The sequence below is a fragment of the Chryseobacterium sp. Chry.R1 genome, from assembly GCF_039645525.1.
GTDB lineage: Bacteria > Bacteroidota > Bacteroidia > Flavobacteriales > Weeksellaceae > Chryseobacterium > Chryseobacterium proteolyticum.
In genome coordinates, this window is sequence record NZ_CP151793.1 from 1,994,052 (window position 1) to 2,016,511 (window position 22,460).

Below are 22,460 nucleotides of genomic sequence, written 5' to 3' on the forward strand. Positions count from 1 at the left end.
TAATTTAAAAAAAAATAAATACCTGTGTATCTGATGCTTTTAAAATGGTTATAAACTTCAATTTATAAATTTTTATTAATAAATTTGCAGCATGTTAATAGAAGTTTTCAAGTCAAAGATTCACAGGGTACGGGTTACTGCCTCAGACCTTAATTATATCGGGAGTATAACGATTGACGAAGATCTTATCGAAGCTGCCGGATTGGTGGTAGGTGAGAGAGTTTATATCGTAAACGTAAACAACGGAGAGCGTTTCGATACATACATTATAAAAGGCAAGAGAAAATCCGGAGAGGTATGCTTAAACGGGCCTGCTGCAAGAAAAGTTCAGAAGGATGATATTATCATTATTATAGCTTATGCACAAATGACGCCGGAGGAGGCAAAAAGTTTCCAGCCAAAGATCGTTTTCCCGGATGAAAAGACAAACCTTCTTACCTGATTCATGGAGAAAAAACAAACGAATCCCATAAAGTCAATAATTACAGTCGTAATTTCGCTTGCTTTTGCAGGCTTTTTTTTATGGCTTGCTTTAAAGGGACTTGATTTTAAGGTGATTCAGAAATCATTGGCAAAAGCAAACTACCTGTGGGTTTTATTTGCTTCTGTTTTTGGGATTTTAGCTTACTGGTTTCGGGCTGTTCGCTGGAATCTTTTATTAGAACCTATGGGGCATCAGATCTCTAACTCCAATTCATTGTGGTCTATTTCATTTGGCTACCTGATGAATCTTACCATTCCCAGAAGTGGAGAAGTAGCAAGGGCTACGGCATTGTATGGAGTGGAAGGAGTTCCGGTAGATAAATCTTTTGGAACGATTATTTTGGAAAGAGTAGTGGATCTTATTTGTATGTTGGGATTCTTGGGATTAACCTTAATCTTTAAATACAAGGCCATTCTTTCTTTTTACGAAAACTCAGGAATAGATATCAACCCAAATAAAATTTTAATCATTCTTTTAATTCTTGTAGTAGGAACAATACTTTTTTTTGTTCTCAAAAAGAAGCTTGCAACAATTCCTCTTTTAGGAAAGATTATTGGCTTTATAGATGGAATCTTCCAGGGGATCACTTCGATTTTCAGGCTGAAACAGAAAGGAAAGTTTATTTTGTATACGCTGGGAATCTGGATATCCTATTATTTTGCAGCCTATCTTGTATGTTTTGCACTTCCGGAAACTTCAAACTTCACCATTGCTGACGGTTTCTTTATTATTGTAGTAGGAACATTGGGAATGATCATTCCTGCCAGTGGAGGTATCGGAGCCTTCAACCTGGCTATGAAATTCGGATTTATGGCATTATTTATATCCATGGGAAAAAGTGCGGAATTAGGAGGTGAAATGGGACTTACTTATTCTTTTATTTCCTTACCTCTGCAAATTGTAATTATGCTGGTTATGGGATTGATTTCTATTCCAATGCTAGCAAAAGCAAGAAATAGCAGAGTCAGTCACAATAATTTTGAAAGTTAATATCCATTCTGATATACAATACAGCCCGGTCAATTAGATCGGGCTTTTTCTATTAAAATATTTGGATATTCGGGAAATCAAATTTATCTTAGATATTTAAGATTTTATTATGGCAATTAACCTACAGAAAGGACAAAGAATAGATATAGGATTAACAAAACTAACGATTGGATTGGGATGGGATCCGAATGATGGAAGAGGATATGATTTTGATCTTGATGCTTCTGCAATTATGATCGATGCGGAAAGAAAACTTGTAAGTGAAGATTATTTTGTTTTTTATAACAATCTAAGCTCTCCGGATGGCGCATTGATTCATACAGGTGATGATCCGAGTGGAAAGAACAGTGACGGGGATGATGATGAATCTATTATTATCGATTTGGAAAAAGTTGATGGAAGAGTAGAAGAAATACTCTTTGTGGTAACCATCGAAGATTTTGAAAGAAGAAAACAAAATTTTGGTCAGGTAAGAAATTCATATATCAGGATCATCGATAATAATAGCAACCAGGAAATCGCCAAATATGAGCTGGATGAGGATTTTTCTATAGAAACGGGAATCGAGTTCGGCAGGTTATACAAGAGGAATGGAAGCTGGAAATTTGAGGCTTCCGGAATTGGTTACAGGGCAGACCTTTCTTTCTTCCTTGAAAAATATTATAAAGGGCAAATCATTAAATAACAATGGCAATTAATTTACAAAAAGGCCAAACGATAGATCTCAGGAAAAACAATCTTGGTGAAAGCGTTTATGATCTTTCTCAGGTCACTATCGGATTGGGTTGGGACGTTCGCAAGCAGGGAGGTTTCTTTGGGAGGTTATTCAGCAATGAGCCCGAATATGATCTCGATGCTGTTGCTTTTCTTCTGGATAAAAACGGGAAAGTTGCTGATATGGGAAGAACTCTTCATGGGCATAATGGAAAACAGGTTGTGCTTTATGAAAGTGATGTTATTTACTTTAATTCGATGCGTCATCCTTCAGGTCACATCTGGTTGACGGGTGATAATAGAACAGGGGAAGGCGATGGAGATGATGAACAGATTATAGTGAAGCTGGATCAATTAAACGAACGTTATCAAAAGATAATTTTTGTAGTGTCTATATATCAGGGAAGGACCAACAGACAGCATTTCGGAATGATTGATAATGCTTTTATCAGAGCGGTTGATGCAAGAGGAAAAGAAATTACAAAATATAGTCTTTCCGGAGATAGCAGTATAAATGGCATGTGCTCGATGGTTTTTGCTGAAGCATATCGCCATCATGGAGACTGGAAATTCAGGGCAATAGGAGATCCTTACAGTACGGATAATTTTATAGATGTTCTGGTGCCTTATACGTATAAATAAAAAGTATGCTGAAAAGCATACTTTTTTTAATTAAAAAATTTCATATTATAAGAATGATCATCTTCATCGATGATTTTAAAACCTAAGCTGGAATAAAGTTTCTGTGCCCGATTAGTTTTTAAAACACTAAGGGAAACTGATTTCTGATCCGAAACCGATTCACGGATAATTTTTTCCAAAATAGATTTTCCAATACCCAGACCTTGTTGGTCAGGATGAATCTGAAGTTGTAAAATATCTATATTATCTGCAGTTCTGTTTATTTTTAACAATCCCATTGGGTTATCATTTAAAATGATGATATGAGCATTTTCAAATTGGTAAAGGATCCTTTGAAGAGCATATTCTTTTGTGGTTGGAAGATTCGAAGTGGCATAATGCTCAGTCATCGTTTTCATTCTCAGATCGAGCAGGAATTCAATATCGCTTTCCTCAGCTTTCCTGTATTTCAATTTAAAGTTCATGGTATATTCAACCTTTTCAATACCACGAATATATTGAATTTAAGATTTAAAAAAGTTCGAAAAAAAATCTTTTTCCGACTTTGATTTTGGTGCCTCCTTTCAATACAATTCTTCGATCGATATCTGTTATTTTCTCCTGATTAATCTGTACTCCTCCATTTTCAATCAATCTCCTTATAGCTGATTTACTCAGATCACTCTTAAGCTGGTGACACAAATCTGTAAGAAGGACATAATTTTCTGAGAGATGCAGGGAATCAATACCAACAGGTTTGAATGTCTTTTCTTCAAAGTTTTTATTTTGAACCTGATTAGCAAAAAAATCTTCTGCTCTTTTTGCTGAGGACTCGTCATGGTATTGAGTAATAATATTTTTAGCAAGTAACTTTTTAATATTCATGGGATTTTCTCCGTTTTCCATCCTCGATTTCAAATTCTGTTTTTCAACAGCCGAAAAGTCCGTGGTGAGATTCATAAACTCTTCAATTAAAGAATCAGGAATAGACATTGTTTTTCCAAACATCTCATTGGGTTCATCTGTCAGGCCAATGGTATTATGTAGTGATTTGCTCATTTTTTCTTTTCCATCAAGTCCTTTTAATAAAGGCATGCACATCACAATCTGTGGTGAAAGCCCATGCAATTCCTGTAATTGTCTACCCATTGTGCAGTTGAAAAGCTGGTCAGTTCCTCCCATTTCGATATCACATTCAATCTTTACGGAATCAAATCCTTGTAAAATAGGGTATACAAGTTCATGCATCGCAATAGGTGTATTTTCCGAAAATCTTTTATTGAAGTCGTTTCTGTGCATTAACTGGGCTACAGTTACTTTTGAAAGCAATCCGATCGCTTCAGAAAAGCTCAAATGATCCAACCAATCGGAATTAAAAACAATTTTTGTTTTTTTAATATCAATTATTTTAGATAGCTGATCGATATAAGTTTGGGCATTGTCATTAACATCTTTGGTGCTTAGCGGTTTTCGTGCTTTGTTTTTTCCTGTGGGATCCCCAATTCTTGCTGTAAAACTTCCGACAACAATAATAATCCGGTGTCCCAGATCCTGAAATTGTCTGAGTTTTTTTAGAACAACAGCGTGTCCCAGATGCAGGTCCGGAGCAGTAGGATCGAATCCCAGTTTGATGTTTAGTTTCCTGTTTTCGTCTTTAGCCTGTTGTAATTTTTTTTTTAGACCGTTTTGTGGTAAAATAATTTCCACATTTTCTTGTAATAAATGAATCATTTCTTTTAAAATTTTGCATTAAAAAAGCCCGAACAATAATGTTCGGGCTCTATATATTTAATTAGTATTCTGTTATTGAATTATACACATAGACAGTCTTCCCGAACAGTACATCGGGTAGTAATACTCATTAAAGAAAGGAAGACGTAATATGCTGTTTAAATGTTTCATATGAACAGCAAAGATAGAAACTTTTTTCTATTGTAAGAATTCAATCAGGAAACTGGCTGATTATTTTCTTTAAGAAGATTGACGGGTTTGCAATGGATGAGTGTTCAATATTTCAGATTCATTAGCATTCATTAAGCGATCATTGATTTCTGAATATGTATTTCTAATGTGTTCTTTCCAGATTTCCACTTGTTCAGGAGGTACCCTGTCTGCTTTATCGAAGAAAAAATGTTGGTTGATCTCAAAACCGCAGTATGTAAATATACCTTTATCTGAGGTTAATGAAAGTGCTTTATCCATTCCGATTTGTTCATATTCTGCATGTGATTTACCATGGGTATTGATAATTATGGCCTGTTTTCCTGCCAATAAACCCTTTTGAATGCCCTGGTCATAGCGGTAAGCGTAACCATAGCTGAAAACCCTGTCGATATATCCTTTCATAATAGCCGGCATTCCGGTCCACCAGATAGGATAGATGAAGGTAATATGCTCTGCCCATGTGATGAACTCCTGCTCATATTTGATATCATCGGCAAGAATTCCCATTCTCTGTTCCTGTATATCTTTTAAAGAAAACACAGGATCAAAGTTAATTGCATAAAGATCTCTTACAATAACTTCATGATGTTGGGAAGTCAGGCTTTCAACAACAGTTTCTAACAGATGGTGGTTTAAACTGTTTTCGTTATAATGTGCGTAAATAATTAGATGTCTCATTTTTTCTACTTTTTTATTGTTACAGGACAAAGGTAGAATAGCTGATTACACAAAAATTGTAAGAAAACGAAGTGCCTAATCCGATTTTGGATTGCAGATGTCCTGCTGAAACTTCAGGAACTGTGAAGGTGAAAGATGTATGAAGTGCTTGAAATCATGGATCAGCTGGCTTTGATCGTAATAATTACACTCATCAACAATGGTAAACCATTCGACTTTGTTTTGATTGGCAATTTCTTTCTCAATAAGCTGGATGGCTTTTGAAAACCTGTTATACCGGGTGATCTCTTTGGATGAATATCCAAACTGCTCTTTTTGTTTTAGCTGAATACTTCGTTCACTTTGATTGGTCTTTTCAGCAATTGTTTTAATTGGGTTTAAATTTTTATTTGTAAAATCACTCAAGAGCTGACCTGTGAGATCCCGCTCCTGCAAATAGGGTTTACAAAACTCAAGAATATAATCTACCTGTTCCTGAGTAGAATTAATTTTTGAAATCTGATGCCATAGATTGGTAAAACAGTTTTCTTCAAGAAGCTCGTCAGGATTTATCGCGGCCTGATATGAGATGCACGCTTTTCCAAAAAAACGATAAAAAGCATCATCTTTGAAATTAGCTACAAGAATTGAAGTTCCGGAAGGCAACGTATAGTCGAAAGAATGCCTGATAGGCCCAAAAACGACACACGTATCTACCGTTATCATCGTTTTTTCCTTAGTTACCATTGATGCACTTTCCCCAAAGCAAAATAGCAATATCGTCTGATACGTAGGCAGCAATGTCTTGGTTACCGGAAATTCCGAATTGTTTTCAGCAAAATAGAAATGTGAAAATACATTCTCGAATTCCGGCGGAACTGAGATTTTGTAACCATTATATTGTGCTGAAGATCCGGACATTTAAAAGCCATTTATTATGATGTAAAATAAACGATTTTCATTACTACATCGTTTTAACTGAATGGTAAAATTAAAACAAATTGAGATTTATTTTTTAAGTTTTTGAATAAAATTCAATCGATATAATTTCTGCTGTTCAGGATTTAACAAAGGGTAAAACAAATTCATCTGGATAAGGCTGTAATGCTTAATTGCTTCTTCTTTTGGTAGATTGAGTGTTAGGCTATTATGGGTAACCCAATTATCGGCAATAATAAATATTTGGGTGCTAAGGTTGTTTATAATAAAATCAGGGATATCTTCCCGGAAGATCCTGTTCTTCTGAAAATCCAGAAATATAGATTCAAATTCAGTTTTCCTGTGCAAATTAATTTGTTCATACTGAGTTTTTATTTCGGGAATTTTTCTTAGAATATCAACGAAATTGAGGAAGATAAAACGATAGGAATAGAAAATTTCGTAAGTACGGTAAGTAAAGTCAAATAAGTTTTGTAAGGTCTTATGATCAGTTTGCTGAAGTGTATTCATCATTTCATCCATTGCCAGTAGGAGTTCGGAAAAAACAACTTTAATAATATCTTCAGAATGTTTGAAGTGGTAATGCAGATTTCCCGGACTTATATTGAGTTCAGCCGCAATATGTCTTGTCGTGATTGTATTGTATCCTTTTTCGTTGAAAAGCTGGATTGCTGTTGAAATAATCTTTTCCCTGGTTTTCATGCCTCAAATATAAGAGAGATTTTTTGAATATTTTAAAAATTAGAACATTTGTTCTAATTTTTGTATATTTGTACTCAGAAATCAAAATGCAATGGAAGGGAAACAAAAATTTGATTACGAAAAAGTGGCAGAGAGAGGAAAAGATGAAAAAGACTTGCAGGAAGTGATGGTCAAGGTTCTGCAGGTCATTTTAGGAGTCATTATGGCGGTATTACATGCTTAGAAAATACAGGATCTCGGTCTTATTCTTATGTGGCTTATTCATCTGGTCAGCCATTATCATTTTCCGAAAGAATGGAATTATTATTCCCTGGTTCAATGATTATTTTACAGATCTTATTACAGTTCCCATGTACGGTTATCTGATACAATATGGGATGAATAAAATATTGGGTTTCCGGTGGCAGCCCGATCTAAAGTTTATCATAAGCTCGGTTATTTATCTCTCTCTTTTATTTGAATGGTTTTGTCCATTGGTTTCTGATCACTTTGTTGGAGATTTTTTTGATGTACTGGCTTATTCCATCGGAGGAATTGGATACTATCTTTTTCAGCATAAAAAAGTACCAGGCTAAACTGTTGTTATCCTACTTATTTTAATTACCATTGCTTCCTCCAGCTCTGTTCGATTCTTCGAACTTCGTTTGCTTGGTTGCTCCCTTTATATCATTATTACCGAATTTATAGGTTACTGAAAATAACATATTTCGTGAGGTTCCTTTGGAATAATAATCTACATTATAATTGGGATAATATTCTGTTCCCTTATTACGGTCGGTATTTAAAGCATCATTCAGGTATAAGTTGATCATTAATTTTTTCTCCATCAGGTTTAATTTTATTCCCGTATAAACCGATCCGTTTCCATTGAAATAAGTATTTCCACTTCTGTTGGGAATGTTTGCCCATATACCTAGCATTAAAGTCAATGTTTTTTCCTTATTAAGGAAGAAGTTATTATCCAGGTTAATACTGGCTCCATATCCTGCCGGTGCTGCCACCGCTTCAGGAAGATATGATCTGGATTTGGCATAAAACCCATTTAAGAATGCGTTAGATTTCAGCCATGTAAGTTTATTATAATTGTAGCTGATGTTAATACCTGCCTGATTTTGGTTATAGAAATTTTTGACAATACTGTATTTCAGATTTCCTTCTACCACCTGTATTCTATCCCAATTATCCTTATTGTAGTTGTAGTAGAGTGTAATGTTTAAATTATTTTTGAGCACGTAACCCAACTCAAAATTGTCTGAAAAAGAGGGGAGAAGATATGGGTTTCCGGTATTATATTCATATTCTGAAGTATAATATTTGAAGGGATTAAGGTTTCCGAAATAGGGCCGCGAAATTCTTCTGGAGTAATTTAATGTAAATGTATTGTTTTCGTTAGGTTTATAACTTAAATAAGCCGTAGGGAAAAATTTTCCATAATTGATGTTGGCAGAAGAATTATCATTTAATGAAACGCCTTCCAGTGTAGTGTACTCATAACGAAGGCCCGCTTTTGCATCCCATTTATCATTGATTTTGAAGCTGGTAGACAGGTACGCAGCAAAGTTCTCTTCATTATAGATAAATGTATTGGTCCTTTCTCTATTCAAAATATATTGCCCATTCTCAATATTGAAGAAATTAAAATCAGATGCGTTTTTTATTTTGGTGTATTTCAAGCCTGATTCCGTTTTTATTTTGACAAAATTCTTTTCCAGATCAGCCTGGCCTGAATAGATCCGGTACCTGCTGACAGGATTGGTAAGAGTAGAAACTTTGGTATCGGTGACGGTATTGTAAAAGTTATCGGCGTGTGCGTTATTAATTAATACATTACCTGATATGCTAAGTTTACTTCCAATTGTGTCAAGCTTTATATCGTAAAAAGCATTGGTATTGTGAAGGTTTCTGTGATTTTTATTTTTACTGTCGGAGAATACATTGAGTTTCCCTGTTTCATTAAAAATAGATGTATAATTTTCAGCCTTTTCGAATGGGTTGCCGAAAGAGTAATTATAATTGAATCCTACAAGGTGCTTATCGCTGATTTTATATTCTCCTTTCAGATTGGCTCCTTTGTATTTGTTATTATACAGTTCTTTGGAATCGGTGTTCCAGTAATTTGAATTAGTAGTTCCTGTTAAATAATTGTAAGATGAACTGTCCCAATAATTATCTCCTGCAGATAAATTGGCTGTAAGAGATAATTTATTCCCCTGGTAATTAAAACCGGCTCCACTTCTTGCACTGACGGTAGGTTTTCCATAAAAGTAACTTCCCGATGTCTGTAAAGAGCCATTCCACCCCATATCAGCCTTCTTTTTCAGAATAATATTTATCAGCCCGCTTTTCCCCTCCGCTTCGTATTTGGCAGGAGGTGTAGTGATAACTTCAATTTTAGCGACATCATCCGAGCGTAATGTTTTTAGATAATTGATCAATTCCTGACCGGATAAATTTAAGATCCGATCATTCAACATCACTGCAACATTGCTTTTTCCTGCAATAGAAATAGCATCATCTGTAGCCCGTACCATTGGAGTTTTTGCTAATGCTTCCACGACATCTATTCCTTGTGATGCAATAGAGTTTTCAACATTAAAAACCAATCGGTCGACTTTTCTTTCAAATAGCTTTTTCTTTATGGAAACAGAAACTCCTTCTATCTTTTGCTCAAAAGGTGTATTTTCTTTTATATGGATGTCTTTAGTAAGATTTCCGCGAACAGTTATTTTTTCGCTTTCTACTTTTATTCCGTCATGAATAACCTCTAATAAATAAATTCCATTTTTATTCAGAACTATTTTAAACATTCCGTTCTGATCTGTAATAGCAGAAAATTTTTCAGTATCGTTTGTTATAACCACTTCAGTTTCTACCGCAGGCTTGTGATGTCCGTCAATAATACTTCCTTCAATGCTTTGAGCATAGATGAAAAGAGAAAATAAGAAAAATATGAAGGTAAATATCTTTCGAACCATATCATTATTTACTGACAGGGGCAATTTAAGAAAATAATGTTACATCATTATTCATTTGATAGTGAATTTTATAAAAAAATATGGTATCCTTATAGATAAATCTATATTTTAAGAGTCGTGAAGTTTGATAATTGGGTCTTTGTAAAATCGGGTTAGGTCATAGAGTTCACCGAAGTATGTTGAAAGTTGAACACCATGATCAAAGAGTGATCCTGTTTCAGGATTGGTTTGAACAGCATTGAATTTGTCTTCAGCGAAGGAATATAAATCCTTATGATCCGGCTTTAAAAAGTCCATTAAAAGAATATGGCTGTTTTCTTTTTTATGGAACCGGCTGAGTAGTCCGGTAAAAAATATTCCATAGATAAGAAAAGGACTGAATTCTTCTGTATTGAACTTATAGGGTAAAGTGCTTTGAGAATATTTCTGATAATCGGAAATAATCTGGTTGAATGGAGTAACGTCAGGGGGGAGAATTTCGTAAAACTGATCAATCCCATTAATAAAAAGCTGATTAATTACTTCTTCCTTTGAATTTGATGGATCTGCACTTGTATCATGATATTCACCCTGAAACCAGTGAAAAATACTGCATAGTTCATCAGGTGTAAGATTTTCGACACTGTCTTTTACTTTAGCCTTAATAATTTCCAGGCTGGTTTTTTTGTCATCATCCAGATATCTGAGTGCTGAATTTTCCTCACGGCAAAGCTTATTGTACAAATTGATCTTGGCAATAGTAGGGTTAGTTTTTATGAAATAAATTTTTTCTGCCATAATTTTGTATCAAAAAATTAACAATAAAACCTTTAGATGTATTTAAAGATACAAATATGCGGTGATATAAGTTGAATATATTTTTTGGTTTTGTATGCAATGCTTTCTTCTGTCTTTTCAAAGTCGGATAAAGTTCAATTCTGATTTTACTGATGGCCAAAAAAATGACAGCTGTTTGGCTGTCATTTTTTTATTATTGAATGTGCTTTTCTATTTCCCCAGCAATCTGATCCAGTTCGCCGAACTTTCTGGCAATGATCTTTCCATTTTGATCTACCAGAATTTGTAGAGGATATCCGGTAGCATGAAGCTTATTGAGGAATGCCTGATTCATATCGAAATAATTTTTCCAGCTTACTTTATTTTCGTTCAGTATTGTATTGGCACGATCCATTCTGTCTTTCACAGTATCGTTAGCAACACTTATGAATTGCACACCTTTATCCTTATATTTTTCATATAAGGTGACCAGCTTGGGCAAATCTTTAATACAAGGTTTGCAGGTTGTAGCCCAATAATCTATCAAGGTAAGTTTGTGGTCAGAAAAACTGGATTTATTTATCTGATCGGTTGAATTAAGTTTCAGGTTCGGGAAATTTGCACCGACACTTGTAGAATTTTCTATTTTCAGGATTTTCTCAAATTCTTTATAACTGAATATCCCTTTTATCTTTTTGGAAAATAAGGGCATATTTTCCACATAGCTTGGGTTAAAACCGTATTTTGAGAAATCATTTACGATTTCCCAGAACGCCACATAGGAGTTTGGATTTTTAGTGATATAGGTTCTCAGCAGCTTTTGTTTACTTTCAATATCATCAGGATTATTGTCTTCATAAGGTTTTAATTTTTTGTCTGCTATCACAAGTAACTTCTTCAGTTTTTTGTATTCGGCGTTGGTTGGCGTTTCAGAACCTGACGTAAAATTCAGATTTTTATCCACGATACTGATCTTGTAATCCCCTTTTTCAATGAAAAAAATATCAGAACCATATCCTCCCTTTTCTACAGCATTAAAATATCCAAAGATAACAGGCTGAGGATACTCTATTTGTCCGGTCACTGCCTTTGAGTCATCGATCCTGATAAATGCGGTATTAAAACCCTTCATAAATCTTACACCTTTTTCCGGTTGAATGGTAAAATTGTACAGTTTATGGGTTTCTCCCATTCCCATCGGAGGAGCAATGGTTATGGAATCTTTAGCAAATACCGGAGCACTGATATCCATTTTAAAATTGGTTTGGGAATAAATAGTACAGAATGATAAAAAAAGTAAGACCTGTGAAATTTTTTTCATAAATAAATTGAGATTTTAAAAAATTAAAGATATTGTTTTATGAATAACTTCCGTTATTGTTTTCAGGAAATATCACAAAAAAAGAGACTTATTTAGTCTCCTTTTTTTACCCTTTGTAATTTTATTTAAAAATCCATTACTGTATCCAGTCCTCTTCTGAGACCTTTGAATGTGCCTATTTTTTCAATAGCAAGTAACCCACCCTTTACATAAGGTTCTGCACTGGTTCCTGAATCGTGTCTGATGATTAATTTTTCATCTTTTAACCCAAAAATAGTTTCTACAGCAATAACATGTCCCGGAAGCCTTACGGAATGAACATGAACCCCTTCCATTTCTGCTCCTCTAGTTGCCTTTTCACCAACCAGCTGATCCGTAGGAATAGGGACAACGGGTTTTTGAACTTGAGCTAAACGGTGAGCGAGTTCTCTTACCGTTCCGCTTGGGGTATCGATTTTTAGCTCGTGTGCATAATCTATAATTTCATAGTTGGGAATATATTTTGCAGCAATTTCAGCAAACTTTTGAAGAAGAACAACTGTGATCGCAAAGTTTCCTACCGCCAGTACGGAAGTATCATTTTCAATGGCAGCTTTTTCTATTTCTACATAATCTTCTCCTGTAAGGCCTGAAGTTCCCACAATAACTTTTTTACCTCTTTTTACGGCCGCCAGGACATTGGTTTTGGCAACATCAGGTTTTGTATAGTCAAATAACACATCAAAGTCAAGGGCATCTAAAGCCTTCTCAATGGTATCAAATACCGGAATTTTTTCATTTCCTAAATCAAGGATCTCGGCGAGGTTTTTTCCACTGCCGGAACGGGATAGTCCACCGACCAGCTGCATTCCCTCTTGTTTAAAAATAGCTTTGCTCAACTCTGAGCCGGCCCATCCGGTAGCTCCTGCAACGAATATTTTGATCATGATTTTTTTGTTTAAGTTAATTAATATTTTTTATTCCACTTCAAATACAGCCTGAATCTCTACAGAAGAGTTAACAGGAATCGATGATGCCCCAAAAGTAGCTCTTGCATGCTTTCCTTTTTCTCCAAATACTTCTACAGTAAGATCGGATGCTATATTCATAAGATCTGCGTGTTTGGTGTAGTCGTCTTTTGTGTTAAATATTCCTGTAAGCTGTACACAACGTTTTACGCGGTTTAAATCACCACCCAAGGCTTCATTTAATACAGAAAGAACATTAAGCATGGTCACTTTCGTGGCTTCTTTTACCTGTTCTTCAGTAAGTGAAAGGCCTAACTTTCCTGGATTGAGGATTTTCCCGTCTTTTAATGCAACCTGGTTAATGAAAACCAGATTTCCTGAACGTACATAGGGCTGATAATTTCCTGCAGGTTTAGGAACCTGTGGAAGAATGATCTGCTTTTGTTTTAAGACAGTGTTGATATTAGCTGTTTTTTCTTGGATATCATTTTCCGATGTCATCTTATGGTGAAAGGTATCTTTCAATGCTGCTGCTATCTTAGCAAAGTTTTCTCCTTGCAATCTGGCAATATAACGTTCACTTTCGCTGGGGCGTTCTACATTTTTAACTGAAGCAAGGCTGGTTACTCCAAGAACGGTGTTTCCCTGTGGGGTATTTTTGTCTGTGTTTTCTGCACCACGAATACCATTCGATACCAGTACCATTCCATGAACGGCCAGGCTATTCCAAAAAGACTGAATAGCCAGCTCCTTTCCTGCACCACTTCCTGCAGACATGAAGACGGTCGCCGGCATTCCTTCTAATGCATGGGTGGTCCATAATCCAACCGTTTTTGATAAGAACTCACTCATTCCTGTACTGATATTTCCAAAATAAACGGGTGATCCAAATGCAATTCCGTCGTAGGAAGAGAGTTCTTCGACGCTGGCTATAGGGATATCTTTTAATTTGGGATGGGTTGACGCTTTTACCTGTTTAATTACAGCCTGTACACTTCCTTTGGTTTCAATTCCTTTTGATATTTCTTTTGCTAATTCATAAGTTCCTCCATTATCCGAATAAAACAGAACCAGAACTTTAGCTTTATGTTCTTGTGCCATCATAGATTGGGTTATTATCAGAAGTAAGAAAGCAGTGATGATCTTGCTTATATTTTTCATATTTTTTTAAGGTCTAACATTCAGATACAAAATTAATAATGTCGTTTTTATTAACTTTGCCAAAAAGAATATGCAAAACGCCAAACTTAAATGCGGATTAATTGAAACGAACCGGGGTTTTTACAATGATACCATCTCAAAGGATGCCTATGTGTGGTATGAGGAAAACTGGAAGCATGATGAATATGAGCATATTCATGAAAGGGCCCAACTCACTTATGTGGAAGAAGGGTATCAGTATCTGCATATTCAGCAGAAAATATATCTTGTTCCTAAAAACCATGTGATCTGGATCCCTTCCGGAGTTAAGCACCGCACTACTTCTGATGCAAGATCAGTAAATCTGATGGTCATTTTATTTAAAAAGCTTTTACCATCTGATTTTTTTAAAGAAGTGCATGTTTTTGCGGCACCTCCTGTTTTGAAAGAGATGCTTTTATATGCTTCAAAATGGAATCAACTGGATGCTGAAGATCAGGAGCAAAACGTTTTTCTAAAAGCATTGTTAAATAGTTTGCCTAACTTTTGTAATGAAAGTCGTTTTCTGGAAATTCCTGTTCCTGAAGATCATCGCTTAATTCCTGTTTGTGATTATATTAACAGCCATTATCAGGAAAGTTTTAATGTGAGCGATATGGCAGACCTTGCAAAAATGTCTGTCCGAAGTTTACAGAGAATATTTAAAGAGCAGACGGGAATTACTCTTCAGAAGTACGGACAATTGATCAGGATTTTAAAGAGTGTGGAGCTTATCGATACCCGGCAATATACATTAAGCGAAATAGCTTTTAAAGTAGGATATAAAAGTCTTTCTGCTTTTACCTCTTCTTATGCTTCCATTATGAAGGAAGCACCGAAAGCCAAAAAAGATATTATTTTCTAGTTTGCATAGGCAATCAGTCCGCATTGACTTTTTCTGTATTTGGTTTTCTGCTTAATATTCCTTTATTTTGAAGAGGTGTAAAAAGATCTCCAGCTAGTTCCAGATCAATCTTTTCAGGGTAGACAGGAGTGGGCTGATCATCATAAATACAATAAAAACTCAGCATAGTAAAGTGTGTTTTTATGAATAATCAATAGCAATTTAGTTGCCTTCATTTCAGTAATTGATCTTCTTTCCAAACATCATAAGCTTAGAATAATTATCTCTGGCTTTCTTTTACTGCTTTGATGAGGTCACGGTTTCGCTTATCTGCTCTTTCATTATTCAGGGAGAGAGCTGCCCAAATTGCAGCAGGGACCCAGCCGATTACAGTGATCTGTAAAATAAGGCATAATATTCCGGTTAGGACTTTTCCACGAACGATAAAAGATAAAAAGGGTAATAAAATTGCTAGTAACATGATCGTAAGATTTTAAATAGTGATACTTTTCTTTTAATTAATTTCTGTTGATATTTTCAAGTGCAAGTCTGGTCATATTCCTCACAGTGTACTTGTTTATTTCTCTGCAGATATCAGTAACATCATCGGTCTTCGCAATTCATCTTTCATTTCTGAAAATTGTTTGAGCATTTCTTCGCTTGGCTGAGCTTCTACAACTTTCTTTAATTTGAATCCTGAGTTTAATAAACAGCTAATGTACGTCGTTAATGTTCTGTGGTATTTAACAACATTTTCACCAAGAAATATAGTGTTTCTTCTTCCTTCGATAAAATAGTTATCCACCGGCCAATGTTGTTTTTCTCCATGGGTATCATAACTCCAGTCCTGGGTGCCTTCAGCAGTAAAAACTGGATGTTCCACAGAAAATACAAACTGACCTCCGGATTTTAACCATTTGTAGATATTTTGAGAAATGGTATCAAATGATTCTACATAATGTAAGGTAAGAGAACTTAAAATTACGTCAAAGGTTTGATTTGGATAAGTTACCTCTTCCAGAGCACTCTGAAAGTACTCAACACCTTTTAGGTTATTGATCTCTCTGGCTTTTTCAAGCATTTTTTCAGAGAGATCAATTCCAATGATAGATTTTGCCCCTTGCTCTATAGCATATCGGCAGTGCCAGCCAAAACCACAACCGAGATCAAGTACATTCTTTTTTGTGAAATCGGGTAGCATATCCTTTAAAACATACCATTCTCCGGCTCCCTCCAATCCAAGTTGAGAGCGAAGCATTTTTTCATATTGTCTGAAAAAAGAAGGATCATCGTATTTGTTTTCTTTCATAATAAAAATGTACTTGTGAATCTGTTGTATAGATTAGCGGTTTTAATGCCTCATAATTAGAAATGGTAATTATCCAAATGCTCTTTTTAATAAACTTTCTACTTTCGGTTCACTTCCTCTGAAGTTTTTATATAATTCCATGGGATCTTTTGTTCCACCTGAAGACAGAAGGATTTTATATTTGGCAGCAATTTCCGGATTAAAGATTCCATTTTCTTTAAAATATTGGAATGCGTCCGCATCCAAAACTTCCGCCCATTTATAAGAATAATATCCGGCAGAATATCCACCCTGGAAGATATGAGAGAAACTCGGACTCATTGCCGTTTCCGGATTCGTGGGATAGAGTTGGGTTGCTTTGGTGTATTTATCTTCAAAGTTCTTTATGCTTTCACTCTCTAATTCTCCTGCATTGGTGTGGTACATCATGTCCAGTATTCCAAAACCTAACTGTCTCATCGTCTGATATCCCTCCATAAAGTTTTTAGATTGTTCAATTTTCTGAATCTTATCATCAGGAAGAACTTCTCCAGTTTTATAATGCTTGGCAAAAGTTTTTAAAAATTCCGGCTCATAACAGAAATTTTCCAGGAATTGAGATGGCAGTTCGACAAAATCCCACTTTACCGAAGTGCCGGATAATCCCGGATACTGGGTATTGGCAAGCATACCATGTAAAGCGTGGCCAAATTCATGGAATAACGTGGTTACTTCCTGAAATGTTAATAAGCTTGGAGTATCTTTGGTAGGTTTGCTGAAATTGCAGACGATTGAAATATGTGGGCGTGAGTTCTCACCATTCTTTTTATACTGACTTTTATAGCTGGTCATCCAGGCACCTGCTCTCTTACCTTTTCTGGGAAAGTAGTCGACATACAGCAATGATTTGTACTCTCCGTTTTCTTTTACTTCATAGGTTTTTACGTCGTCATGATATTTAGGAATATCGTTTCTTTCCTCAAAAGTTAATCCAAATAGCTTGTTGGCTAATCCGAACACCGCATCCTGAACCTGATTTAAAGGAAAATAAGGCTTAAGCTCTTCATCATTAAGGTCAAATTTTTCTTTGCGAAGTTTTTCAGCGTAGAAAGGATGATCATAACCTTGCATTTCTTCAATACCATCTTCTTTTGCCAATCCTTTTAATTCGTCAATTTCTTTTCCTGCATAAGGTTTTGCCTTGGTCAGTAATTCATTTAAAAAATCCAAAACTTTAGCTGGAGATTTGGCCATTCTTTCTTCTAACACAAAGTCAGCATAATTTTTATATCCGAGCAATTCTGCTTTTTTCTGTTTCAGATTAATAATTTCTTTGATAAGGTTTTGATTGTCAAACTCTCCGCCATCAAAAGATTTTTTACCATTAGCCAAAGCCAATTCTTTTCTTAGTTCACGGTTTTCAGCATACGTAATGAATGGTACATAGCTTGGATATTGCAATGTAAGGACCCAGCCTTCTAGGTTTCTTTCTTTTGCTTCTTCAGTATATTGTTCTATGATGGCTTCAGGAATACCTGCCAAATCTTCTTTGTTGGTAATATGCTTAAAATAGGCGTTGGTTGATGCCAGTACATTTTGGCCGAATTTCAGGGATTTCAGAGATAAATCCATGTTGATCTTCTTTAACTTCTCTTTGTCCTCATCATTCAGTAGTGCACCGCTTCGTACAAAACCTTTATAGGTTTCCTCCAAAAGCATTTGCTGCTCTTCGTTAAGGTTATATTTCTCCTTCTCTTCATACACTTTTTTGATTTTGCTGAAGAGTGCTTCGTTTTGCGAAATTTTTGAAGAATATTCACTTAAAATAGGTGAAACTTCTTCTGCGATTTGTTGTAATTCATCGTTTGTTTCCGCAGAATTTACATTGAAAAAAATATTGGAAAGAATATCTAATTTTTCACCGGAGTAGGCGAGTGCTTCAATAACATTCTCAAATGTGGGAGCTTCATTATTATCAACAATAGCGTTGATTTCTTCCTCAGATCTCTGTATAAGTTCTTTAAAAGCGGGAAGATAATCTTCATTTCTAATTTGATCAAAAGGAGCAGTATGGTAAGGTGTTTTGAAGTTTTCTGTTAAAATATTCATTATTTTATTTTTTATTGATGTAAACTTGATTTTTGAATTCGTCAAAAATAATGCCTTAATTATCGGTTATGACAAAAAGTAGCGATCAGCATAATCTTGTCATAAGAAAAGCAGTGTTATAACAGGAATGCGTAATTTTGGCTTAACATTAAAATCTAAAAACTATGAAAACAATTTTGAAAATCTTAGGGATACTCATTGTTTTAGCTATTTTGTATGCCGTATTTGCTATGGTGGCTTTCAGCAACAAGTATCATTTCGAAAGATCAGTAGTTATCAATGCTCCGAAGGAAAAAGTATGGGAACATGTTGGGTCTACAAAAGCTTTTAATATCTGGAATCCTTTCATTAAACCAGATAAAAACATTGCAATCAGCTATTCCGGTACGAGTGGTGAAGTAGGAGATTCTTACAAATGGAAGGGGAATAACGATGTTGGAGAAGGAGTACAAACCGTTACTGCAGTAACCCCCAATGAAAAAATAACCAGTAAACTTCACTTTATCAGACCTTTCGAAGGTGAAGCAGTTGCAAATTTTATCCTGACTCCGGAAGGAAACGGAACTAAAGTAACCTGGACTATGGATGATGAGCTCAGCACTATGATGAAACCTATGAAACCTATGATGGATAGCCAGATGGGAAAGACTTTTGATCAGGGGCTCGGGGAACTTAAGAAATTAACAGAGCGGTAAAATAAGAAAAGCCTTGTCAGCAGACAGGGCTTTGTTGTTAATATTCTTTGGTACCAATTTCATTGATGGAGTTATAATTTCCAATTCCTTTAGGGTTAAGACCATATTCATTTGGACCGGGATCGCTGTCTGCAAAAAGCATCCAGAATATATAAAACGGAATGAATACATATAATCCGGAATTTCCCCTGTCATGACATCTTTTAGTAGCTTGTGCCAACAGAAACCAAAATACCGGAATGAGAATAATAAACGAAAAAATAGTTGCTGTTGAAGATTTGACAAGGTCCTGAACAATGCTTAACGGAAATACAACACACGCATAAATAATGTATGACAAGCAGAATTCAGTGTGCCTTATTCTTCCCTGAAATGAAAATGGATTTTTAAACATTATTTTTAATTTTTCGGAGACAAATATATTTATTTAAAAAAATATTATCTTTATGTAAAGATTAGATTTATGGAGAAGATCGTATTTGAGAAAAGTGACATAAGAAATTATGTTAAAAACGTGATCGCCGAAAAGATTGAGAAGCTAAAGAATTTTATAGAATTCACTTTGGATGCGAGCCGAGACATTAAGAAGACTCCAAAATATGACAGCATGCGAGAAGAAATGCAGGAAGAGATTTATCAGATGCAGAAGCAGCTTGGAGCACTTAATGACCTGAAAAGGAATATGTCGAAAGTCCTAAATAATGCCACGGAAAAAGTTCAGTTGGGTTCTTTGGTGATAACCAATAAAGCAAGGTTTTACATTTCGGTTTCTTTAGGTGAATTCTTTTTTGAAGGAGATCGTTTCTATGCCATTTCACCGCAAAGCCCTATGGCTAAAAAGATGATGGGAATGAAACCGGGAGATGCTTTTACTTTGAATAATATTCATCAGAAAATTGTTGAAGTACTTTAGATTAGTACCATGTATTTCATGATTATCAATTAAACATCAATAATACAGCGATTACTGAATAAGAAAAATTAATATTCATAATTAATAATATGCTTATTCGCAATCGTCTCACATTAACTTTTTCGTAATTTTGTCTCTATGAACAAAGCAGAAATTCTAAAAGAGATCATAGAACGAAGAAGAAGTATCTTCCCTAAAGATTATACCGAAACAAAAATCTCTCAGGATATCCTTGATGAGATTTTACATTCCGCAACACTGGCTCCGAATCATAAACGTACAAAACCATGGCGTTTTAAAACCTTCCGGGGTGAAGAAAAAGCTCAGCTGGCTTTAGAAATGCAGAATATTTACAAAGCAACCCAGTCCGAACAAACTTTCCTGCAGAAGAAATATGATGATATAGGCTTTAAAATCAATAAAGCTGATGTTGTTGTTTCCATTGTGGTCAACTTCAGTGGAATGGTTCCGGAATGGGAGGAAATAGCAGCTGTTTCAATGGCTGTACAGAATATGTATCTTACTTGCACAGCCAATGAAATAGGGTGTTATTGGAGTTCTCCTGGAATTGTCAATCACCTGAAAGATTCTTTAACCATTGAAGAAAACCAAAGATGTTTAGGGCTTTTCTATATGGGAAGACAGGATTAAATTAATTATGTCTGTGAAATTAATTCTACCGAAGGAAGTTATTTTTTAATCACCTGATAGGTAGGATTAGTTTCATCGGTCATATCCAAAACTACATCATAAGTGCCTTCATTGGCTATTTTTATATTATTGCCATGTTCTACCAGTTTCCCATATCCGTTGATACCTAATTCTATTACCCATTCATTATTGCTTCTGAACTTTATTTCACCCGGTTTCAAAAGGATATTTTGGGCTTTTAAAATATTGGTGTTTTTGTTCTCAGAAATTAATTTTATATCTGGTCCGCCCCATCCGTTTGGAGTAGCACTTCCTGTAACTCCCCAAGAAAAAGAATCACTGGTCTTTTTAGCTTCTGTGATCTTCCCATCCGGAGAGGTTATTTTTAACAAATTGACTTTTCCGTCTTTATAAGATTTAAATTCAAATCGAATTTTGTTCCCGTCATTATCTTCAGTGTAAAACTTCCTGTCACTTTCCGGGAAGAAAACCTTGTTTCTTGTGTCAGAATCAACCAAAGTAAGCATACCATCATTAACGGAAATATAAAAATTAGTGTCTGAGGTGTTGTAAATTCCTTTTAATTGATTTATCCTGTTGAAATCAATTTTAATATGGGTAGGAATCTGATAAGGCAGGTTATAAAAAACAGAGACTATTTTGCTTGTCATTGAATAAAGACTGTCATCTCGCAGATTGCTTAATATGATAATGCTGATGTTGTCTTGTGGAATTGTAAAGAATCTTGAAACGAATCCAGGGCCACCACCATCATGCCCAACAGTTTCTTTTCCTTTTATCGGAGACATATCCCAGCCATAACCATAATGGTAATTATGAAATGGTGTTTGTGCTTTTTCTAAAGTTTCCTTTTTCAGAATTTTATAACTTTTAAGTCCCTCCTCGTATTTATACAAATCTTCTACTGTAGAATACATTGCTCCTGCAGTATGGGGATGGTCGTAATCATAGACTATACCTTCCCGGAAATTATTCTTTGATAAAAATTCATACCCCGTTGTTTTGTTTTTATTTTTTAATTCTTTAAACCCAAAACCGGTATTGGTCATTTTTAACGGATCGAGAATGTACTTTTGAATAGCTTTCTGGTAAGACATTCCAGCAGTCTTGTTGATGATATATCCTAATAAATAATAGTTGGAATTACTGTAATTCCATTGGCTTCCGGGAGAAAAATCCAAGGGTTGAGCTTTTATAAAATTTATAAATGTTTCCTCATCTTTTGTATCTTCAGGATTAGCATTATTCTGAATTCCGGAGGTATGTGTTAATAATTGTTCAATAGTAATACTATCTCCTTTTGGAAAGTTAGGGAAATACTTTGTCAGTTTATCCTGTAAGGATAATTTTCCCATGTCATTTAATAGTAAAATTGTCGTTGCAGTAAATGACTTTGTTGTAGAGTAGATTCTGTAAATACTTTGATTGGTGTTTTTTTCCTGTGTTTGGAAGTTTTTGATACCGTAACTTTTTTCAAAGATTATTTTTCCTTTTTCTGAGACCAGAACACTCCCGTTAAAACGATTGAGTTGGCTGTAAGCGCTAATTAATTTTTCAATCTTTTCCTCTTTAGATTGACTTTGTGCATTTTGGCAGAACAACAGAATTGTAGCAAACAGCAATAAATTTTTCATCAATTTAGATTTTGTTCCCAAAGATCTAAAAAATAATGTATCCGGGACCTGTCTCCAAAAATAATTGTTTCCACTT

Annotated in this window: 26 protein-coding genes; 10 read left to right on the forward strand and 16 right to left on the reverse strand. The window is 35.1% G+C overall.

Annotated features, from left to right (window positions below; all coding sequences use genetic code 11):
- The first annotated feature begins 91 nt into the window (after positions 1–91).
- The 4 genes from panD (at position 92) to AAEU33_RS09200 (ending at position 2,830) form a co-directional block, all read left to right on the forward strand.
- On the forward strand, positions 92–442 hold the full coding sequence (gene panD, locus AAEU33_RS09185) for an aspartate 1-decarboxylase (protein ID WP_172280165.1): 351 nt from the start codon (positions 92–94) through the stop codon (positions 440–442).
- Between the two features lie 3 nt (positions 443–445).
- Positions 446–1,474 (forward strand): lysylphosphatidylglycerol synthase transmembrane domain-containing protein, encoded by a 1,029-nt coding sequence (locus tag AAEU33_RS09190; protein WP_273649186.1) that lies wholly within the window; start codon positions 446–448, stop codon positions 1,472–1,474.
- Between the two features lie 109 nt (positions 1,475–1,583).
- Positions 1,584–2,159, forward strand: coding sequence for a TerD family protein (locus tag AAEU33_RS09195; protein ID WP_345992197.1), 576 nt, complete (start codon positions 1,584–1,586; stop codon positions 2,157–2,159).
- 2 nt (positions 2,160–2,161) lie between these two features.
- Positions 2,162–2,830, forward strand: a complete 669-nt coding sequence (locus AAEU33_RS09200) for a TerD family protein (RefSeq protein ID WP_345992200.1) — start codon at positions 2,162–2,164, stop codon at positions 2,828–2,830.
- Positions 2,831–2,856: 26 nt separating this feature from the next.
- Here AAEU33_RS09200 and AAEU33_RS09205 read toward each other — a convergent pair whose 3' ends face one another.
- From AAEU33_RS09205 to AAEU33_RS09225, 5 genes are all read right to left on the reverse strand, one after another.
- Positions 2,857–3,294 carry a GNAT family N-acetyltransferase gene (locus AAEU33_RS09205; RefSeq protein WP_345992202.1) on the reverse strand — a complete coding sequence of 146 codons (438 nt, stop codon included), beginning with the start codon at positions 3,292–3,294 and terminating at the stop codon, positions 2,857–2,859.
- A gap of 46 nt (positions 3,295–3,340) precedes the next feature.
- On the reverse strand, positions 3,341–4,540 hold the full coding sequence (tyrS, locus tag AAEU33_RS09210) for a tyrosine--tRNA ligase (RefSeq protein ID WP_345992204.1): 1,200 nt from the start codon (positions 4,538–4,540) through the stop codon (positions 3,341–3,343).
- Positions 4,541–4,780: 240 nt separating this feature from the next.
- Entirely contained in the window at positions 4,781–5,431 is a 651-nt protein-coding gene (locus tag AAEU33_RS09215) for an NAD(P)H-dependent oxidoreductase (protein ID WP_345992206.1), read from the reverse strand.
- 75 nt (positions 5,432–5,506) lie between these two features.
- Positions 5,507–6,331 carry an AraC family transcriptional regulator gene (locus tag AAEU33_RS09220; protein WP_345992208.1) on the reverse strand — a complete coding sequence of 275 codons (825 nt, stop codon included), beginning with the start codon at positions 6,329–6,331 and terminating at the stop codon, positions 5,507–5,509.
- An 87-nt stretch (positions 6,332–6,418) separates the two neighbouring features.
- Positions 6,419–7,051 (reverse strand): TetR/AcrR family transcriptional regulator, encoded by a 633-nt coding sequence (locus AAEU33_RS09225; protein ID WP_345992210.1) that lies wholly within the window; start codon positions 7,049–7,051, stop codon positions 6,419–6,421.
- A 91-nt stretch (positions 7,052–7,142) separates the two neighbouring features.
- On the opposite strand from AAEU33_RS09225, the gene AAEU33_RS09230 reads away from it, so the two are divergent.
- Positions 7,143–7,274, forward strand: a complete 132-nt coding sequence (locus AAEU33_RS09230) for a hypothetical protein (protein ID WP_345992212.1) — start codon at positions 7,143–7,145, stop codon at positions 7,272–7,274.
- Positions 7,267–7,626, forward strand: a complete 360-nt coding sequence (locus AAEU33_RS09235) for a hypothetical protein (protein WP_345992214.1) — start codon at positions 7,267–7,269, stop codon at positions 7,624–7,626. Before AAEU33_RS09230 ends, AAEU33_RS09235 begins: the two co-directional genes overlap by 8 nt.
- 21 nt (positions 7,627–7,647) lie before the next feature.
- On the opposite strand, the gene AAEU33_RS09240 is transcribed toward AAEU33_RS09235, so the two are convergent.
- The 5 genes from AAEU33_RS09240 to AAEU33_RS09260 all read right to left on the reverse strand — a co-directional run bounded on the left by AAEU33_RS09240 (position 7,648) and on the right by AAEU33_RS09260 (position 14,211).
- Positions 7,648–10,026 carry an outer membrane beta-barrel family protein gene (locus tag AAEU33_RS09240; protein ID WP_345992216.1) on the reverse strand — a complete coding sequence of 793 codons (2,379 nt, stop codon included), beginning with the start codon at positions 10,024–10,026 and terminating at the stop codon, positions 7,648–7,650.
- Between the two features lie 108 nt (positions 10,027–10,134).
- The gene (locus AAEU33_RS09245; protein WP_345992218.1) at positions 10,135–10,803 is read right to left on the reverse strand and encodes a hypothetical protein; all 669 of its coding nucleotides are present in this window, start codon (positions 10,801–10,803) and stop codon (positions 10,135–10,137) included.
- A gap of 193 nt (positions 10,804–10,996) precedes the next feature.
- Positions 10,997–12,103 carry a TlpA disulfide reductase family protein gene (locus AAEU33_RS09250; protein ID WP_345992220.1) on the reverse strand — a complete coding sequence of 369 codons (1,107 nt, stop codon included), beginning with the start codon at positions 12,101–12,103 and terminating at the stop codon, positions 10,997–10,999.
- 125 nt (positions 12,104–12,228) lie between these two features.
- Positions 12,229–13,029, reverse strand: a complete 801-nt coding sequence (dapB, locus tag AAEU33_RS09255) for a 4-hydroxy-tetrahydrodipicolinate reductase (protein WP_345992222.1) — start codon at positions 13,027–13,029, stop codon at positions 12,229–12,231.
- A 30-nt stretch (positions 13,030–13,059) separates the two neighbouring features.
- Positions 13,060–14,211, reverse strand: a complete 1,152-nt coding sequence (locus tag AAEU33_RS09260) for an Atu1372/SO_1960 family protein (RefSeq protein WP_345992224.1) — start codon at positions 14,209–14,211, stop codon at positions 13,060–13,062.
- A 70-nt stretch (positions 14,212–14,281) separates the two neighbouring features.
- On the opposite strand from AAEU33_RS09260, the gene AAEU33_RS09265 reads away from it, so the two are divergent.
- The gene (locus AAEU33_RS09265; RefSeq protein ID WP_345992226.1) at positions 14,282–15,094 is read left to right on the forward strand and encodes an AraC family transcriptional regulator; all 813 of its coding nucleotides are present in this window, start codon (positions 14,282–14,284) and stop codon (positions 15,092–15,094) included.
- 13 nt (positions 15,095–15,107) lie between these two features.
- On the opposite strand, the gene AAEU33_RS09270 is transcribed toward AAEU33_RS09265, so the two are convergent.
- The 4 genes from AAEU33_RS09270 to AAEU33_RS09285 form a co-directional block, all read right to left on the reverse strand.
- On the reverse strand, positions 15,108–15,260 hold the full coding sequence (locus tag AAEU33_RS09270; protein WP_345992228.1) for a hypothetical protein: 153 nt from the start codon (positions 15,258–15,260) through the stop codon (positions 15,108–15,110).
- Positions 15,261–15,353: 93 nt separating this feature from the next.
- Entirely contained in the window at positions 15,354–15,554 is a 201-nt protein-coding gene (locus tag AAEU33_RS09275) for a YqaE/Pmp3 family membrane protein (RefSeq protein ID WP_194304243.1), read from the reverse strand.
- Between the two features lie 96 nt (positions 15,555–15,650).
- Positions 15,651–16,382, reverse strand: a complete 732-nt coding sequence (locus AAEU33_RS09280) for a class I SAM-dependent methyltransferase (RefSeq protein ID WP_345992230.1) — start codon at positions 16,380–16,382, stop codon at positions 15,651–15,653.
- Positions 16,383–16,451: 69 nt separating this feature from the next.
- Positions 16,452–18,470, reverse strand: a complete 2,019-nt coding sequence (locus AAEU33_RS09285; protein WP_345992232.1) for a M3 family metallopeptidase — start codon at positions 18,468–18,470, stop codon at positions 16,452–16,454.
- A gap of 164 nt (positions 18,471–18,634) precedes the next feature.
- On the opposite strand from AAEU33_RS09285, the gene AAEU33_RS09290 reads away from it, so the two are divergent.
- Complete coding sequence (locus tag AAEU33_RS09290; RefSeq protein WP_345992234.1) at positions 18,635–19,165, forward strand: SRPBCC family protein; 531 nt, start codon at positions 18,635–18,637, stop codon at positions 19,163–19,165.
- Positions 19,166–19,202: 37 nt separating this feature from the next.
- On the opposite strand, the gene AAEU33_RS09295 is transcribed toward AAEU33_RS09290, so the two are convergent.
- Positions 19,203–19,559, reverse strand: coding sequence for a DUF805 domain-containing protein (locus tag AAEU33_RS09295; RefSeq protein WP_345992236.1), 357 nt, complete (start codon positions 19,557–19,559; stop codon positions 19,203–19,205).
- Between the two features lie 69 nt (positions 19,560–19,628).
- Between AAEU33_RS09295 and AAEU33_RS09300 the strand changes: the two genes are divergently transcribed.
- Positions 19,629–20,078, forward strand: a complete 450-nt coding sequence (locus AAEU33_RS09300) for a hypothetical protein (RefSeq protein ID WP_172280109.1) — start codon at positions 19,629–19,631, stop codon at positions 20,076–20,078.
- A 138-nt stretch (positions 20,079–20,216) separates the two neighbouring features.
- A complete protein-coding gene (locus AAEU33_RS09305) occupies positions 20,217–20,729 on the forward strand; it encodes a nitroreductase (protein WP_345992238.1) in 513 nt (170 codons plus the stop codon).
- Positions 20,730–20,767: 38 nt separating this feature from the next.
- Here the strand turns inward: AAEU33_RS09305 and AAEU33_RS09310 are convergent, their stop codons facing one another.
- On the reverse strand, positions 20,768–22,384 hold the full coding sequence (locus AAEU33_RS09310; protein ID WP_345992239.1) for a serine hydrolase: 1,617 nt from the start codon (positions 22,382–22,384) through the stop codon (positions 20,768–20,770).
- Positions 22,385–22,460: the final 76 nt, after the last annotated feature.